This is a genomic window from Mucilaginibacter sp. GW821-FHT07G05, from assembly GCF_059418565.1.
This window is the reverse complement of record NZ_JBWKQC010000018.1, coordinates 1-15,018: the sequence shown is the minus strand read 5'-3', so window position 1 is coordinate 15,018 and position 15,018 is coordinate 1. Positions and strand designations below refer to the sequence as shown.

The window sequence follows — 15,018 nt, the reverse complement described above, 5'->3', positions numbered from 1 at the left end:
GCGATGGTACAGCGGCCGGAGGCCGCGTAATAGTTGCCACTTGGCCGGAGCCAAGCGGCTGCGGGATAAGGGGTGCCAATGCAAAAGCACAACCTTCACATACCCACAAAAATGCGGCATCGTAAGGAACGGATAGCACAAGCCCTGCCTAAGCACAACCCAAACATAGTTCCTTGCGCAGCCGCGACTTTTTTCTTTGGTGACTTTCTTTTTTGAGAGAAAAAAGAAAGTTACATCCACTAACGTTCAATTATAGCAGAACCATTCCTAACGAAGAACTAATTGCAGGCAGATGCTTCGTACCTCAGCATGACATTTATGATCTTCCCAACAGTGGTTTTCAACGAGTGCTTAAACTGGGTTAGCGTCTGCGACGCTTTTTCACGATGGCGCTTTGTTTCATTTACCCTGCAATCTTCTCGCCGGTAAACTTAAACTGGATGATAGAGAGGGTAATGTAGAATAAGATAACCACCGGTACCGCCGCGAATTTGAAGAAGAGGATCAGTATTGCCGAAAACAGCAATAGCAGGTAGCGGAAGATATTCTTGTTAAAATCGCGGTTTTTGAACTTTAGCGACATCAGCGGCATTTCTGCCACCAGTAAAGCACACATAATCAGTACAAATACAGTTAAACCGTACGGGTTCAGAATGTATTGCGAAAACGCGGTGTGCTGTTGCAGCATCAGTGGGAAAGAAGCGATCAGGATGGCGTTTGCCGGTGTTGGCAAGCCTATAAAATTTTCGGCCTGGCGGGTATCTACATTAAACTTGGCCAGCCTTAATGCCGAAAATACCGGTATCAGGAAAGCTACAAAATTAAGGTATTCGCTTATCCCGTGTATTTGTGGCGCCTGTAAAAATAGTTCGTATAATATGGCTGATGGCAGTACGCCGAAGCTCACCATATCGGCCAGCGAATCGAGGTCTTTACCTATGCCTGAGTAGGATTGAAGTACACGTGAGGCCAGTCCGTCAAAAAAATCAAATATGGCCGCCAAAAAAATAGCGTAAGAAGCGAATATCAGGTTATCGGTAAAAGTAAATACGATACCTATACAGCCGCTAAACAGGTTGGCGCAAGTGATAAAATTTGGAAGGTGTTTTCTAACGCGTTTCTTCATTTCGGCATGAAGGTATAGTAAGTATGGTAAAGTTACAAGTTAACTTTGTGCTAACTTATAACTTTACAAACTTAATTTTATTATGAATTCATTGAGATCAGGAATTCTTCGTTAGTTTTTGTTCCCCTGATCTGGCTTTGCAGAAACTCCATTGACTCTTGTGAGTTCATGTCAGCCAGGTGGTTACGCAGTATCCAGATACGTTGCAAGGTGTCGCGGTCAAGCAACAGATCATCACGGCGGGTACTTGAAGCAGTGATATCGATAGCAGGGAAGATACGTTTGTTAGATAGTTTACGATCTAACTGTAACTCCATGTTACCGGTACCTTTAAACTCTTCAAAGATCACCTCATCCATTTTTGAGCCGGTTTCGGTTAACGCCGTAGCGATGATGGTTAATGAACCGCCATCCTCAATGTTACGGGCCGCGCCAAAAAAGCGTTTTGGTTTGTGTAACGCGTTGGCATCAACACCACCCGATAATATTTTACCAGATGCAGGCGCCACTGTATTATAGGCGCGTGCCAAACGGGTAATTGAATCGAGCAATATCACCACATCATGACCGCACTCTACCATACGTTTTGCTTTTTCAAGCACAATGTTGGCAATTTTTACGTGTCTTTCGGCTGGTTCATCAAAGGTTGATGATACTACCTCGGCGCGTACGCTGCGGGCCATATCGGTTACCTCTTCAGGGCGCTCGTCAATAAGTAATATAATAAGGTAAACTTCCGGGTGGTTTTTAGCTATGGCGTTGGCCACATCCTTTAACAACATGGTTTTACCTGTTTTTGGCTGGGCTACAATTAAACCGCGCTGTCCTTTACCAATAGGCGAGAACAAATCCATGATACGGGTAGAGTAATTGTTGGCATCAGTAAACAAGCTCAGTTTTTCTGACGGGAAAAGCGGCGTTAAGTGATCAAACGGAACACGGTCGCGCACTTCGGCAGGCCCGCGGCCATTGATGGCCTCAACACGTACCAGCGGGAAGTATTTTTCACCTTCTTTTGGCGGCCTGATGCTGCCACGTACCGTATCGCCGGTTTTTAAGCCGAACAGTTTTATTTGCGATTGCGATACGTAAATATCATCGGGAGAGGTAAGGTAGTTATAATCTGACGAGCGAAGGAAACCATAGCCATCGGGCATAATTTCCAGTACGCCTTCATTTATAATAACGTTATCAAAATCAAGATTTATAGCCGCTTCCTGGTTCTTTTGCTGGTTTTGATTAACCCTGCGTTCAAACTTTTGAGGGCGTGCCTCAGGTGCGGCAGGTGCTTCAGCACGTGGTGCCGGTGCAGGCTGTTCTTCCTGTGGTTTTTCTTCTGCTACAGGCGCCGCGGTAACTTCTTCAGGTTCGTCCTGAATTGGTTCATCGTCCTGTAAATCGAATTGTTTAGTATCGTCAAGCGGCACTTCCTGGCGTGTAGCCGGTGTAGTGATCTTGGGTTTTATAGTACGGGTGCGTTTGCGTGGTTTATCGTCGGTAGCTTCGGCACTTTCTGCTTCGGCTTTATTTTCGGTGTAGTTTTGTTCAGTTATGCTTTGTTGTACACGTGCAGCTTCAATTAACTGCTGCTGCTCAACAATACGGCCGATAAGCGGTGCTTTGCGTAATTCATCGGCTTCGGCAATACCTAAACTCTTGGCAATCTCGCGCAACTCAGATACGAGCTTGTCGTTCAATTCAGTGGTATCAGACATTGATATGGATTATAGTTCAAAAAGAATTATTTTATTTGACAGAATGTTCTCCTGCACTTGCTATGCAACCAAAACCATGTAAATTTTAATAAATATAACGTGGAGTTTTAAATCGTTTCTTTAGTGCAAGAAAAATTCAAAAAGGAAAACGATGCAATTCTACTCAATTAAATTTAAAAAACAAATTATTAAAAATAAATATCTCAATTAGGCTAACACTTAAGGTAAATTTTAGTTTTTTTGACACTAAATTAATATTAGCAATGATTTCGCGCAGCCAGCTGATCGGCCAGATCAAACAAAAAAAATCGTTCTTATGTGTTGGTTTAGATACCGATATAACCAGGATACCCGAGTTTTTAAAGAGTTACCCCGACCCGATATTCGAGTTTAATAAACGTATAATTGATGCCACTCAAGATCTTTGCGTATCCTATAAACCCAATGCCGCTTTTTACGAAAGCCGTGGTGTAAAAGGCCTGCAAAGCCTTATTTCAACCTGGCAGTATTTACCAAAGGACACCTTAAATATAATAGATGCCAAAAGGGGTGATATTGGTAACACATCTGACATGTATGCCAAAGCTTTTTTTGACGAAGAAGCATCCGGAATGAGCTTTGATGCCATCACTATTACACCTTATATGGGTAATGACAGCGTAACGCCATACCTTAAATATGATGGTAAGTGGATCATACTGCTGGCCTTAACCTCATCGGTAGGCAGTAAAGATTTTCAATACCTCGAAACCGAAGACGGCCACCTGTACGAAACCGTTATCAAAAAAGCCAATACATGGGCCGGTGCCGATAAACTGATGTTTGTAGTAGGTGCCACCAAAAGCACCGAGTTTACCAATATACGCAAACACGCCCCCGATAATTTCTTATTAGTTCCCGGTGTAGGCGCGCAGGGCGGTAGTCTTGAAGATGTATGCCAATATGGTATGACTAAAGATTGCGGTTTGCTCGTTAATTCGTCGCGCGGTATTATATATGCAAGCAATGGCGAAGACTTTGCCGATGCTGCCCGTGCCGAAGCGTTGAAATTACAGCAGCAAATGCAGGTGGAGTTAGAGAAGGCGGGAGTTATTTAGTGTTGCAAGTTGTGTGTTGTGAGTTGTAGGGGAGAGGAGGCTTCTGGATTCAGGTTTGGGGTTCAGTGTAGTACAACATAAATATCATCTTATATAAAAGGCCTCCTGTCATTCTGTTTAATAGAATGACAGGAGGCCTTGTTATTTAATTTCTTACGCTGTTTCCTTCCACAGGTTCCAGTTTGCCTTCTATTGAATCATCGAGTGTTTTGCCGATGATTGAACCTGCAATTTGTTTGATAAAGGCTACCGCGTTACCATGCTTGTTGTCCCAATAGTAACCTTGGGTAGGTGATACTTTGATCACGCTGATGCGCGGATCATCTTTACCTTCGGTGAACCAGGTTTTTAGCGTAGGTTCCCATAGCTCTTCAATTTTGGCTTTGTCCTCACTTACTTCGGCTACGCCATAAATGTTTAAAAAGCCCGAATAGCTCGATCCCTGAAACAGCAGCTGCACAAACGGATCTGCCGCCAGCTCCTCATTTTTATGGCTGTCGTTCGCGCTCAGGAACCACAGGTCGCCGTTATCATCAATTTTTTGCGGCGACATAGGTCGTGTTGAAAATGGCAAACCGGTTTTTATATTACTGCAAAAAAAGCAGCTTTCGGCTTTTTCGGCCAGCTCTTTCAGCTTTTTCCAGGCTTTGTTACCCTCCAGATTCTCAAAATTATCTTCGGGTTGTTGTTTATTAATGCTATCCATAACAATATTTATAATAGGTAAATGATATAAGAATAACCATTGGCCTTTAATATTGTGTTGGTTGAATTTAACTTTATTGAAAATTTTTTAATTAGATAGGAGGGGCGGTTCAGACTTACGAAGTTTTTAAAACTTCGTAAGTCTTCCTTCGATTTTTGAGGATAGCCTATAGGTTAAACATGTCGAAGACTGCGTGCGCAGAGACCTTCCCACATGGTTCGACATGCTCACCATGATGTATTTCATGACCTGGCATGCTGAACATCGTGAAGAATCTTCTTTGTCATACTAATCGGAGAATAGATGCTTCGTTCCTCAGCATGACAGCGTAAGGTAATTACCAAAAACCAATAACGGCCTATGGTCGGCCAGATTCCCTCACTACTCACCACTAACAACTCACTACTATACTCTCTCTTTTTTAAGGCTGTAATGAGCTATCTTTTTATGCAGATCGTTAGGGTTGAAGGGTTTGCTCAGGTAATCGTCCATACCTACGGTGAAGGCACGGTCCTGGATATCAAGCATGGCCGATGCGGTGAGGGCGATGATGGGGAGCCTGCGGTACTTGTCGTCGGGTAGTTCGCGGATGGCGGTGGTGGTTTGGTAGCCGTCCATTTCGGGCATTTGCAAGTCCATCAGCACCATATCGTAATTGTTGGTTTGTACCAGCATCAGGGCAATTTTACCGTTTTCGGCAATATCGCATTCCACATCCCACTGGGCCATAAACTGTTTGGCGAGGGTAATGTTGATCTGGTTATCTTCGGCTATAAGCAGCTTGGTACCTTTAAGGCTTTTCAGCTTATAAAATTCGTCGCTGGCTGCCTGGCTGGATATTACCTTATCGCTATCTTTAAAAGTTAGCGTAAAATAAAAGGTAGAACCCTTGCCCGGTGTACTGTCTACATAAATATCGCTGCCCTGTAATTGCAGCAGGCGTTTGGTAATGGTAAGCCCTAAGCCGCTGCCGCCGTATTTGCGCGTGGTATCAGAACTGGCCTGGCTAAAGCTTTCAAAAATGTATTCCAACTTTTCGGCCGGGATACCTATACCTGTGTCAGACACCTCAAAGTCGATAGACGAAGTACCATCCTGCTGACCGGCCAATGATGCCGTAACGGTAACCTTGCCCGCCGTGGTGAATTTAACCGCGTTGCTGATGAGGTTGGTCAGTATCTGCCCTAAACGGACCGGGTCGCCTATAACGGCATTTGGCAGGTCATGATCGAGCATCAGTTTTATGCTGATATTCTTTTCGTTGGCTTTTTGCAACAGGGCCAAGCGGATGTTCGAGATCAGTTCCTTTACGCTGAAATCAACGCTTTCAAACTCTATTTTACCGGCCTCTATCTTATTAAAATCGAGTATATCGTTAATCAGCACCAGCAGGTTTTCGGCAGAGAACTTCAGGAGGTTTAAAAACTCCATTTGTTCGGGCTTAGGATCCTGGTGCAGCAGCAAGTGCGTAAAGCCGATTACCGCGTTCATCGGCGTGCGGATCTCATGGCTCATTACTGACAGGAACTGCGATTTGGCCATGGCCGCTTTTACCGCAATATCTTTAGAGAGGATCAGCTCCGTTTCCAGTTCCTTGGCTTTGGCTATGCGTTCCTGCAAAAAGGCGATGATATGGATCAGGTCATCATCCGAATCGGTATCTGAAATATTCAGCTCTGCTTCGGGGTCTAACGATTTGATGGCTTGTTTAAGTTGCGATATCGAGGTTTGTTTTATTTCGTTTTGCTGGCGCAGATCGGCCGTTACGTGCTGGTATTCGTTTTCGCTTACATTAAAGGCATGATCGGCGAGGTTAATAGCCTTTTCAAAATTATTAAACGAGTTATTAATACTGTTTAAGAATAACTGCAAACCCTCATCCTCAATATATTGTTGCGGAAGATATTTCCTGATCTGCTTGTTTAATAAATTATGATATGGCATTACGTTTATACGCTTTACAGCAATTATTGTTCGGTAAAAGTGGTAATTGTCATGGTTTGGTTGTGCAGCTCGCATTTAGAATGCTGATTGAACGGCGACAATTCACCATACGAATAGAAGCCTGTAATACTGGTGTTAGCGCCTAAAATTTCTTTTGCCGCGGTAAGTTCTTCGTCTGTTAAATCGTTCAATACCAGTTTACGGCCTACGCAGCTCACCATAATAGCCAGTTCGGCCTGCCCGCTAAAGTCGGCTACGGCACCGGCGGCCGCTTCTGACGATGCACGGATCAACTTATCAAAATTGGCTTTCATCAGTCTTACCTTACTGCCTTCGGGCAGGTTACCGGCAAAGGTCATGGTCTTTTCGTCCTCATCAATAGTCAATATGGTGCGCACCAAATTTTCTTCCGAACCATTTATTTTTAACGATAGCGGGAACAACAGGGCCGAACCCGGCAGTTCGTTCACATAATCGCCAAGGTATTGCTTGTACAGATCGAGCGCGTTTTTACCGTCTATCTCGTACAATACATTCTTATCGGCTTTGGTAATGGTGCGTTCCGGGCCAAATTCGTCCCAGCCGCCGCACGAGCCATGGGCTACGGTTAGGCTATCGCCATAAAAACCAATGGCTATAACATTACCTTCGGTTGGTACGCTGTTAATACCTGTAAAAGTGCTTTTAAACCTGTCGGCGTCACCGGCCAGGCCACCCGTTACCGGTACCTGCGACGGATTGATGGAGTTGAATCCAGCCACCAGTTCGCTGCCGTTGATGTAGGTACCATCAGATATAATGAAAACGGCTTTCAAACCATTCTTATCCAATTGCTGCATCAGGTGCGCGCCGGCTTCAAAACTGTTTTCGTGCTTGCTTACATGCGTACTGGCCGATGTAATATTTGATCTTTCAAACTCAATGGCTGTAACGGCGATGGTATCGTCAAAAACGTTATCATCGATAATTTCGCCGGAGGTGGATGAAAAGATGATCTCGGCTGCCGGAAAAAGCGAGCGCAGGTAAGGATAAACCTCCGGATCGGCTATCAGATCGGGTGAACCAAAGGCCAGCACAAGGCGGCATTTCGCTGCATCAAAAGCAGGGTGTGTGGCATAATCCGTCCAACGGTTATTGGCAAAATGAAGCTGGTTAACTCTCATTTTATTGATGTTATTAATAGCGGTTTATAATACTAAAGCTACCTAATTATTGGCTGTTAATTGCAAACAATAATTAAAACAGCAGGCGCAGATCTTCGGGGGTATCTATGGCGTAAGTTTCCAGTTCGGTTTCGGCAACTTTTATGCGGTACCCGTTTTGTATCCAGCGCAGCTGTTCAAGCTTTTCAGCCTGTTCTAACGATGAAACGGGTAGTTTTGTTACGCTATGTAATACATCGGCACGGTAACCGTAAATGCCTATGTGCTTAAAATAGGTGTAATGGTCTATCCAATGTTCGCCCTGTTCGCCACGAATGTGCGGCAATGGCGAGCGCGAAAAGTAGATAGCCTCCAGCCTGTTATTCAGTACTACTTTGGGCGAGTTGGTATTGAACAGTTCTTCGGTGGTTTTTACACGTTTTACGAGGGTGGCAATCTGCGTATCGGCATCGGTAAAGCAGGTTACCAGTTTGGTGATCTGTTCCGGGTCGATGTAAGGTTCATCACCCTGTATGTTAATTACAATATCGTATTCGGGATATTTAAGGGCTACTTCGGCGCAACGGTCGGTACCGCTTTGGTGATAGTCGGCCGTGTACATCGCCAGGCCGCCAAAGGCGGTTACGTGGTCGTAAATGCGGGCATCATCAGTAGCGACAATCACTTCCGACAGGCTTACACACTTTTTAGCCTGCTCATACACCCGCTGTATCATGCTTTTACCGGCAATATCAACCAATGGTTTACCGGGAAAACGGCTCGACGCGTAGCGGGACGGGATGATGCCTAAAGTTTTCATTATTTAATAACGATGGTTTTAAATGCCGCCAAAGCCAGTTCCTGGTCTTTTTTTATGAGATTGTATCCGGCAACGCTAAAAGCAAACCGTGAGGTACGCCCTTTATAGTGTATGCCTGTAGTGCCTTTACCGGCAACTTTTGGCCAAACGATTCTTACAACATATCTATCTGTACTATCTATACGTATGTTATAAGCTTTTGCATTAGAATCGGTTATGTGTTTTAAATTATTGGCATAGCCCTTGGCGCTGTAATCGAAGGTAAGTACTACGCTATCCTGCGATTTTCCCTTCACAATTATTCCCGACAGATCATCAAACCCGGGCAGGCTTTTATAATGCCACTGTTTGGGCATTTCCATGCTGAAGGTTTTAAGATCTAACGTTTTATGACTTGAACACCCTGCGAACAGCAATGCCATCAGCAAAATTGATAACCTGTTCATATTGAACGTATAAAAGTATCTGCCTGTGTAATTGATCACCTGGTAATTATATTAATAATGTTTTATTACGGGATACTTACCCTTGATATTTTTTAAAGTACTTATAATGGGTCATCCTGAGCTTGTCGAAGGATTGTGCGTAGAGGCCATCACCCACACACCCTTCGACAAGCTCAGGGTGACAGGCCAACCTTTATCTCAGTTTCACATGTCATCTTACCTCATATTGCCCATATTTTAAAACTCGCAATGACAATCGTTTATTTATTATTTACTATTAAAACAAGCCGTTAAGTTCCCGTTCTATCAACTGCACTATGGTACCCAAATCTTCGGTATTGCCCGCGAAATCAAGGTTGTCCTTATCCAGTATCAGCAGTTTGCCCAGCTTGTAGCCGTCAATCCATTTCTGGTATTTTTCGTTCAGTTTCGATAGGTAATCGAGCCTGATACCGCTTTCATATTCGCGGCCGCGGCGCTGTATGTTGTTCACCAATGTTGGTACCGATGCCTTAAGATATACCAGCAGATCGGGCGGTTTGATGAACGATGTAATATTATCAAATATCGACTTGTAATTTTCGTAATCGCGGGTGGTCATGAGGCCCATATCGTGCAGGTTCTCTGCAAAAATGTAGGCATCCTCGTATATGGTACGGTCTTGTATAATGTTGCGCCCGCTTTGTTGTATCTCGATGATTTGCCTGTAACGGCTGTTCAGGAAATAAATTTGAAGGTTAAAGCTCCAGCGCTTCATGTCGCTGTAAAAATCTTCCAGGTAAGGGTTATTGTCAACCGCTTCGTATAGCGGCTCCCAGCCATAATTTTTTGCAAGCAGCTCGGTAAGTGTGGTTTTACCTGCGCCTATGTTCCCTACAATAGCAATGTGCATAGTAATTAGTTTGCAGTTGACAATCCGTTTTTAATAGACAATTTGAGTTCCGCGGCTAATAAATTTGTTCGGCATTCAGTATTACAACTATTAGCTATAACCACCATCTATTGACGCCTAATATACATTAAGCACCATGAACTATCAAACTATATACTTAACTAAAAGCTCCGGAAACCTATAATTTCCCTTACTTCTCTAATAGTTTTTGAGGCGCTTTCGCGTGCTTTTTCGGCTCCCAGGCGCGATACGCGGCCTAAATAATCGGCATCGTTAGCTATATCATTTATTTTTTCACGGATGGGCGCAGTGGCTATCACCATATCCTCGGCCAGCTGCTTTTTAAGATCGCCGTAACGTATTTGCATGCTGTTATATAAGCCGTTAAAATGGTCGTAAGTATCTTGTGATGATACTACCTTCATCAAATCGAACAGGTTTTGGATCTCCGAAGGTTTCTCCTGGTTTTCAACAGTAGGGCCGCCATCGGTTACCGCGCGCATTACTTTTTTGCGTATCACTTCGGGCGCGTCAGCAAGGTATACGGCATTTGCTTCCCCTTCCGATTTGCCCATTTTACCCTTACCATCCAGTCCCGGTATTTTCACCAGGTTCGAGCCATAGCTAAACGCGTAAGGCTCGGGGAAGTAATCGTTATTATATAAACGGTTAAAGCGGTTACCAAAGGTGCGGGCCATTTCCAGGTGTTGCTCCTGGTCTTTACCTACGGGTACTTTTGTGGCTTTATGAATGATGATATCGGCAGCCATTAAAACCGGGTAGGTTAACAGGCCCGCGTTCACGTTATCGGGGTTGGCGCGCACTTTATCTTTAAAGGAGGTACTGCGTTCCAGTTCGCCCAAATAGGCGTTCATGTTGAGGTACAGGTACAGCTCCGATATTTCGGGAACATCACTCTGTATATATATGGTAGCCTTTTCCGGGTCGATACCGGCGGCCAGGTATTCAATTAGCACCTGTTTTACGCTGTTGTACAGGTTGGCAGGGGTTGGATGCGTGGTAAGCGAATGCAAATCGGCAATAAAAAAATAGCAATTATACTCATGCTGCATTTTTACGAAGTTCTGTATAGCTCCGTAGTAATTTCCCAAATGCAGGTTCCCGGTCGACCGGATTCCACTAACAACAGTTTCCATAGGGGCGAAAGTAAGTATTTTTTATATTTTTGGTACCGATGAAAATGATATTGCGAAAGCTCCATTCCAACTTTTACCGTTATTCTGTTGGCTTTTTTTATTTCATTTTCTGGCCGTTTTTATATTTTTTTTCGCGCAAACCATCGCGTTACCCCACCATGAACAAGTTCAGGCGTGTGTGGGGTTTCATCAGTTCGGCGGTAGCAGGCATTTTCTATAATATTGATTATGAGCAACCCATCGACTGGAAACGTACCTATATTATATGCCCCAACCATACCTCCAATCTGGATGTATCCTCTATCAGCGTAGCCATAAAAAACAATATCTGTTTTATGGGGAAAGATGAACTGCTGGATGGCATGGTTACCGGCTTGTTCTTTCGTACAATTGACATTCCGGTGAACCGGGACAGTAAAATGTCGGCGTTCCGGGCATTCAAAAAAGCATCGGAAAGATTGCAGGAAGGTGTTACCATGGTGATCTTCCCCGAGGGTACAATTCCCGATACCTTTCCGCCCGAATTATACCCGTTTAAAAACGGGCCATTTCGCCTGGCTATTGAACATAAAATACCCATTATACCCGTAACCTCGTTAAACACCTGGAAAATTTTGTGGGATGATGCCGCTAAATTTGGCAGCAAACCGGGTGTTTGTAATATATTTGTACACAAGCCTGTTGAAACAGCGCATTTAACCGTTGATGATGCCGATGCCCTGCGCGACGAGGTACACAGCATTATCAAACAAAAACTGGAGCAAGCATGACCATTGATAAAGAAACCGTTGATAAGATAGCCCACCTGGCACGTTTGGAACTGGCCGAAGATGAAAAGCAGGAAATGATAAAGGATATGAGCGGTATCCTCGATTTTATGGCCAAACTTAACGAGGTAAATACAACCGGCGTTGAACCATTAATATACATGACCAACGATGCTAACATACTGCGCGAAGATGTAGTACGCCAGGAAATAACCACCGAAGAAGGCCTGCTAAACGCCCCAAAAAGCGATGGCAGCCACTTTTTGGTAGCGAAAGTAATCGGGTAATTGTAAGTCAAAATTCAAAAGTTAAAATTCAAAACATCAAGCGTGTTATGCCCCCGTTCAGTTTTTTGACTTTTGAATTTTAACTTTTGAATTTAAGACTGTAACATTTCCCTACCTCTTGCAGTCAAACCAACAAAAACGAATGCACGCCATCAATACCAATAAAGAGCAAGCGCTTATTTCCATTAAAAATGTAGGCCGTAAATACGTTATAGGTGCCGAGGTGATCCACGCGCTTAAGGATGTATCTTTAACTATAAATAAGGGCGAATTTGTGGCTTTGATGGGGCCTTCAGGTTCGGGAAAATCGACCCTGATGAATATTTTAGGTTGTTTGGATACCCCCACCAAAGGCGAGTACATTCTCAATGGCATTAACGTAAGCCACATGAGCGATGACGAGCTGGCAGAGGTACGCAATGCCGAAATTGGTTTCGTTTTTCAAACATTCAACCTGCTACCCCGCAATACATCGTTAGATAATGTGGCCCTGCCGCTGGTTTATGCCGGTATCAGCAAAACCGACAGATCGGCACGTGCCCGTAAAGCGTTGGAAAATGTAGGTTTAGGTAACCGTGTTGATCATAAACCGAATGAACTATCGGGTGGCCAGCGCCAGCGTGTGGCCGTAGCCCGTGCCCTCATCAACAACCCCTCTATTATACTGGCCGATGAGCCTACCGGTAACCTCGATACCAAAACCTCTATAGAAATTATGGGTTTGATGGAAGATATTCACGCTAAAGGCAACACCATTATACTGGTAACGCACGAAGAAGATATTGCCCAGCATGCCCACCGCATAGTGCGTATGCGCGATGGATTGATAGAGAAGGATTACCAAAATCCGGATATTCATACTGTATCGAGAGGTACAGAGGCACTGTAAAAAATCATAAATTTGGGTATGGAAGAAGAAACGTCCTCGCATCCTACTGCCCGAATGGTTAGCATTAATGATATTAGCTTTTGGCTATATTGGGCTGCGTGTTTTGTGCTCTTTATTTTCAACCATGTTTTTTCGCAAAATCCAACCAAGCGTTTTATTGAAGTAATCATTTTTATATCGGCATTTATATGCCTTTTATTGTATTTGATTAAACCTGCCATCAAAAGCCATACAGCAGCGTTAATATTTTCTGCTTGTATATATATGTTCCAAGTATTGACGATGTTGCTCATCATCTTTTTGATTATATAGTAAGACTGACTACACCGCTTATTAAATTTCGATAATTACTTTTTATTTCCTAAAATTATTAGTAATTAATGCTAATTTTGAGATATGTACGCGATTGTGGATATTGAGACTACGGGGGGCCATGCCAATGCGAATGGCATTACAGAAATTGCCATTTGTATACACGATGGTCAAAAGGTAGTAAAACGCTACCAAACCCTCATTAATCCGCAGCGCGAGATCCCCATTTACATAAGCGCCTTAACCGGTATAACCGGCGAAATGGTGCGTAAAGCGCCATTATTTAAAGATGTATCGCACGAGATATTCCAACTACTTAACGGGCAGATCTTTGTAGCCCACAACGTAAATTTCGATTATTCTTTCGTTCGTTTCCATTTGGCACAAGCCGGGTACGATTTGCAGTGTAATAAATTGTGTACCGTACGCTTGGGCCGTAAAATTTTGCCGGGCTATATGTCGTACAGCCTGGGTAAGCTTTGCGCGCAGCTGGGCATAGCCAACGAGAGCCGCCACCGTGCGGCCGGCGATGCCGAAGCCACCGCGCAGCTATTTACCATGTTGCTGCAAAAAGACGAGGAAAATCACATTGGCAAAGCCCTTAAGCAAGGTTCAAAAGAACAGGTATTACCACCTAATCTGTATAAAAAGGAGATAGATCAACTGCCTAACAGTCCCGGTGTGTACTATTTTCACGATCAAAAGGGGAAGGTTATTTACGTTGGCAAGGCCAAGAGCCTTAAAAAGCGGGTATGCAGTCACTTTACCGGTAATAATCCCGGCCTGCAAAGGCAGGAGTTTTTACGCAACATTCATAGCATTACCTACCAGCTATGCGGTACCGAACTGATCGCTTTTGTGCTGGAAGCCGTGGAGATAAAACGCCTGTGGCCTAAATATAACCGCTCGTTAAAACGCTTTGAACATGCTTATGCCCTGTACGATTATATAGATCAACGTGGCTATGTTCGTCTGGCGATGGATAAGCACCGCAAGTACCAGTCGCCATTGTATACCTGTAATACCTTAACAGAAGGTTATACCCTGCTTAATTACCTGATAGAAAAGTTTGAGCTTTGCCCTAAGCTGTGCTTTATACAAAAGAACGCGGCAACATGTACCGGCATCAACAGCAGTGAATGCGCCTGCGAAGGCCTCGAAAGTGCCGATAGTTATAACCAGCGTGTAAATGCCGCCATTGATGAGCTGAACACCGCCCTGCCCACCTTCGCTATTCGCGATGAAGGCCGTACCGATGATGAGCATAGCTGTATTCTGATAGAAAAAGGCCGTTTTTACGGCATGGGCTACATATCGCACTATTTTAATGCCGACGATGTACAGCAGTTGAAAACCCACCTTACCCCATACCCGGGCAACGATTATGTACGCAACATCGTAGCCAGCTATGCCACCCGCTTCCCGGAACGGAAGGTAATGTTTGGGTAGATTATTGGTAGGTCTTTCAACCTTCCTTACCCGTCATCCTGAATGAAATGAAGGATCTTCTTCGCTATGCAAGTCTGCTAATAGATGCGTCGTACCTCAGCATGACAGTTTTTTAAAAGCGCCTAAAATGGCTCGTCCTCAAATCGAAGAAAGACTTACGAAGTTTTAAAAACTTCGTAAGTCTGAAAAAAAACTGTCTCGTCCTAAAAAAAGTTTACAGGTTTTTAAGATAGTCCTGTCATGTGTTTACGGTTACAGTGATGTCCTGG

15 protein-coding genes are annotated in these 15,018 nt (G+C 44.0%); 5 read left to right on the top strand and 10 right to left on the bottom strand.

The features are described from left to right. Positions 1 to 403: 403 nt before the first annotated feature. Together pssA and rho are read right to left on the bottom strand one after the other, a co-directional pair. Positions 404 to 1,126 carry a CDP-diacylglycerol--serine O-phosphatidyltransferase gene (gene pssA, locus AC07NA_RS25820; protein WP_345214274.1) on the bottom strand — a complete coding sequence of 241 codons (723 nt, stop codon included), beginning with the start codon at positions 1,124 to 1,126 and terminating at the stop codon, positions 404 to 406. 80 nt (positions 1,127 to 1,206) lie between these two features. Next, the gene (gene rho / locus AC07NA_RS25815) at positions 1,207 to 2,841 is read right to left on the bottom strand and encodes a transcription termination factor Rho (protein WP_345214273.1); all 1,635 of its coding nucleotides are present in this window, start codon (positions 2,839 to 2,841) and stop codon (positions 1,207 to 1,209) included. 266 nt (positions 2,842 to 3,107) lie between these two features. Here rho and pyrF point away from each other — a divergent pair, with 266 nt between their 5' ends. Next, positions 3,108 to 3,938, top strand: coding sequence for an orotidine-5'-phosphate decarboxylase (gene pyrF, locus AC07NA_RS25810; RefSeq protein ID WP_494900979.1), 831 nt, complete (start codon positions 3,108 to 3,110; stop codon positions 3,936 to 3,938). Positions 3,939 to 4,083: 145 nt separating this feature from the next. Here pyrF and AC07NA_RS25805 read toward each other — a convergent pair whose 3' ends face one another. From AC07NA_RS25805 to trpS, 7 genes are all read right to left on the bottom strand, one after another. Beyond that, positions 4,084 to 4,644, bottom strand: coding sequence for a pyridoxamine 5'-phosphate oxidase family protein (locus AC07NA_RS25805; protein ID WP_494900919.1), 561 nt, complete (start codon positions 4,642 to 4,644; stop codon positions 4,084 to 4,086). Positions 4,645 to 5,049: 405 nt separating this feature from the next. Continuing rightward, positions 5,050 to 6,588, bottom strand: coding sequence for an ATP-binding protein (locus AC07NA_RS25800; protein WP_494900917.1), 1,539 nt, complete (start codon positions 6,586 to 6,588; stop codon positions 5,050 to 5,052). Positions 6,589 to 6,611: 23 nt separating this feature from the next. After that, positions 6,612 to 7,751: an FIST signal transduction protein gene (locus tag AC07NA_RS25795; protein WP_494900915.1), complete on the bottom strand. Its 1,140-nt coding sequence runs from the start codon at positions 7,749 to 7,751 to the stop codon at positions 6,612 to 6,614. A gap of 73 nt (positions 7,752 to 7,824) precedes the next feature. Continuing rightward, positions 7,825 to 8,550, bottom strand: coding sequence for a 3-deoxy-manno-octulosonate cytidylyltransferase (gene kdsB, locus AC07NA_RS25790; protein ID WP_345214263.1), 726 nt, complete (start codon positions 8,548 to 8,550; stop codon positions 7,825 to 7,827). Continuing rightward, the gene (locus AC07NA_RS25785; RefSeq protein ID WP_494900913.1) at positions 8,550 to 8,996 is read right to left on the bottom strand and encodes a hypothetical protein; all 447 of its coding nucleotides are present in this window, start codon (positions 8,994 to 8,996) and stop codon (positions 8,550 to 8,552) included. Before AC07NA_RS25785 ends, kdsB begins: the two co-directional genes overlap by 1 nt. 277 nt (positions 8,997 to 9,273) lie before the next feature. Next, the gene (locus tag AC07NA_RS25780) at positions 9,274 to 9,888 is read right to left on the bottom strand and encodes a deoxynucleoside kinase (protein ID WP_345214265.1); all 615 of its coding nucleotides are present in this window, start codon (positions 9,886 to 9,888) and stop codon (positions 9,274 to 9,276) included. A 161-nt stretch (positions 9,889 to 10,049) separates the two neighbouring features. Then, positions 10,050 to 11,045 carry a tryptophan--tRNA ligase gene (gene trpS, locus AC07NA_RS25775; protein ID WP_494900911.1) on the bottom strand — a complete coding sequence of 332 codons (996 nt, stop codon included), beginning with the start codon at positions 11,043 to 11,045 and terminating at the stop codon, positions 10,050 to 10,052. Between the two features lie 158 nt (positions 11,046 to 11,203). On the opposite strand from trpS, the gene AC07NA_RS25770 reads away from it, so the two are divergent. From AC07NA_RS25770 to AC07NA_RS25760, 3 genes are all read left to right on the top strand, one after another. After that, positions 11,204 to 11,815, top strand: a complete 612-nt coding sequence (locus AC07NA_RS25770; protein ID WP_494900909.1) for a lysophospholipid acyltransferase family protein — start codon at positions 11,204 to 11,206, stop codon at positions 11,813 to 11,815. Then, positions 11,812 to 12,099 (top strand): Asp-tRNA(Asn)/Glu-tRNA(Gln) amidotransferase subunit GatC, encoded by a 288-nt coding sequence (gatC, locus tag AC07NA_RS25765; RefSeq protein ID WP_345214268.1) that lies wholly within the window; start codon positions 11,812 to 11,814, stop codon positions 12,097 to 12,099. Before AC07NA_RS25770 ends, gatC begins: the two co-directional genes overlap by 4 nt. 142 nt (positions 12,100 to 12,241) lie before the next feature. Continuing rightward, on the top strand, positions 12,242 to 12,988 hold the full coding sequence (locus AC07NA_RS25760; protein ID WP_494900906.1) for an ABC transporter ATP-binding protein: 747 nt from the start codon (positions 12,242 to 12,244) through the stop codon (positions 12,986 to 12,988). Here AC07NA_RS25760 and AC07NA_RS25755 read toward each other — a convergent pair. After that, positions 12,955 to 13,284: a hypothetical protein gene (locus AC07NA_RS25755; RefSeq protein WP_494900904.1), complete on the bottom strand. Its 330-nt coding sequence runs from the start codon at positions 13,282 to 13,284 to the stop codon at positions 12,955 to 12,957. The two genes, AC07NA_RS25760 and AC07NA_RS25755, sit on opposite strands and share 34 nt — an antisense overlap. A 100-nt stretch (positions 13,285 to 13,384) precedes the next feature. Between AC07NA_RS25755 and AC07NA_RS25750 the strand changes: the two genes are divergently transcribed. Continuing rightward, positions 13,385 to 14,749 carry an exonuclease domain-containing protein gene (locus AC07NA_RS25750; protein WP_494900902.1) on the top strand — a complete coding sequence of 455 codons (1,365 nt, stop codon included), beginning with the start codon at positions 13,385 to 13,387 and terminating at the stop codon, positions 14,747 to 14,749. Positions 14,750 to 15,018: the final 269 nt, after the last annotated feature.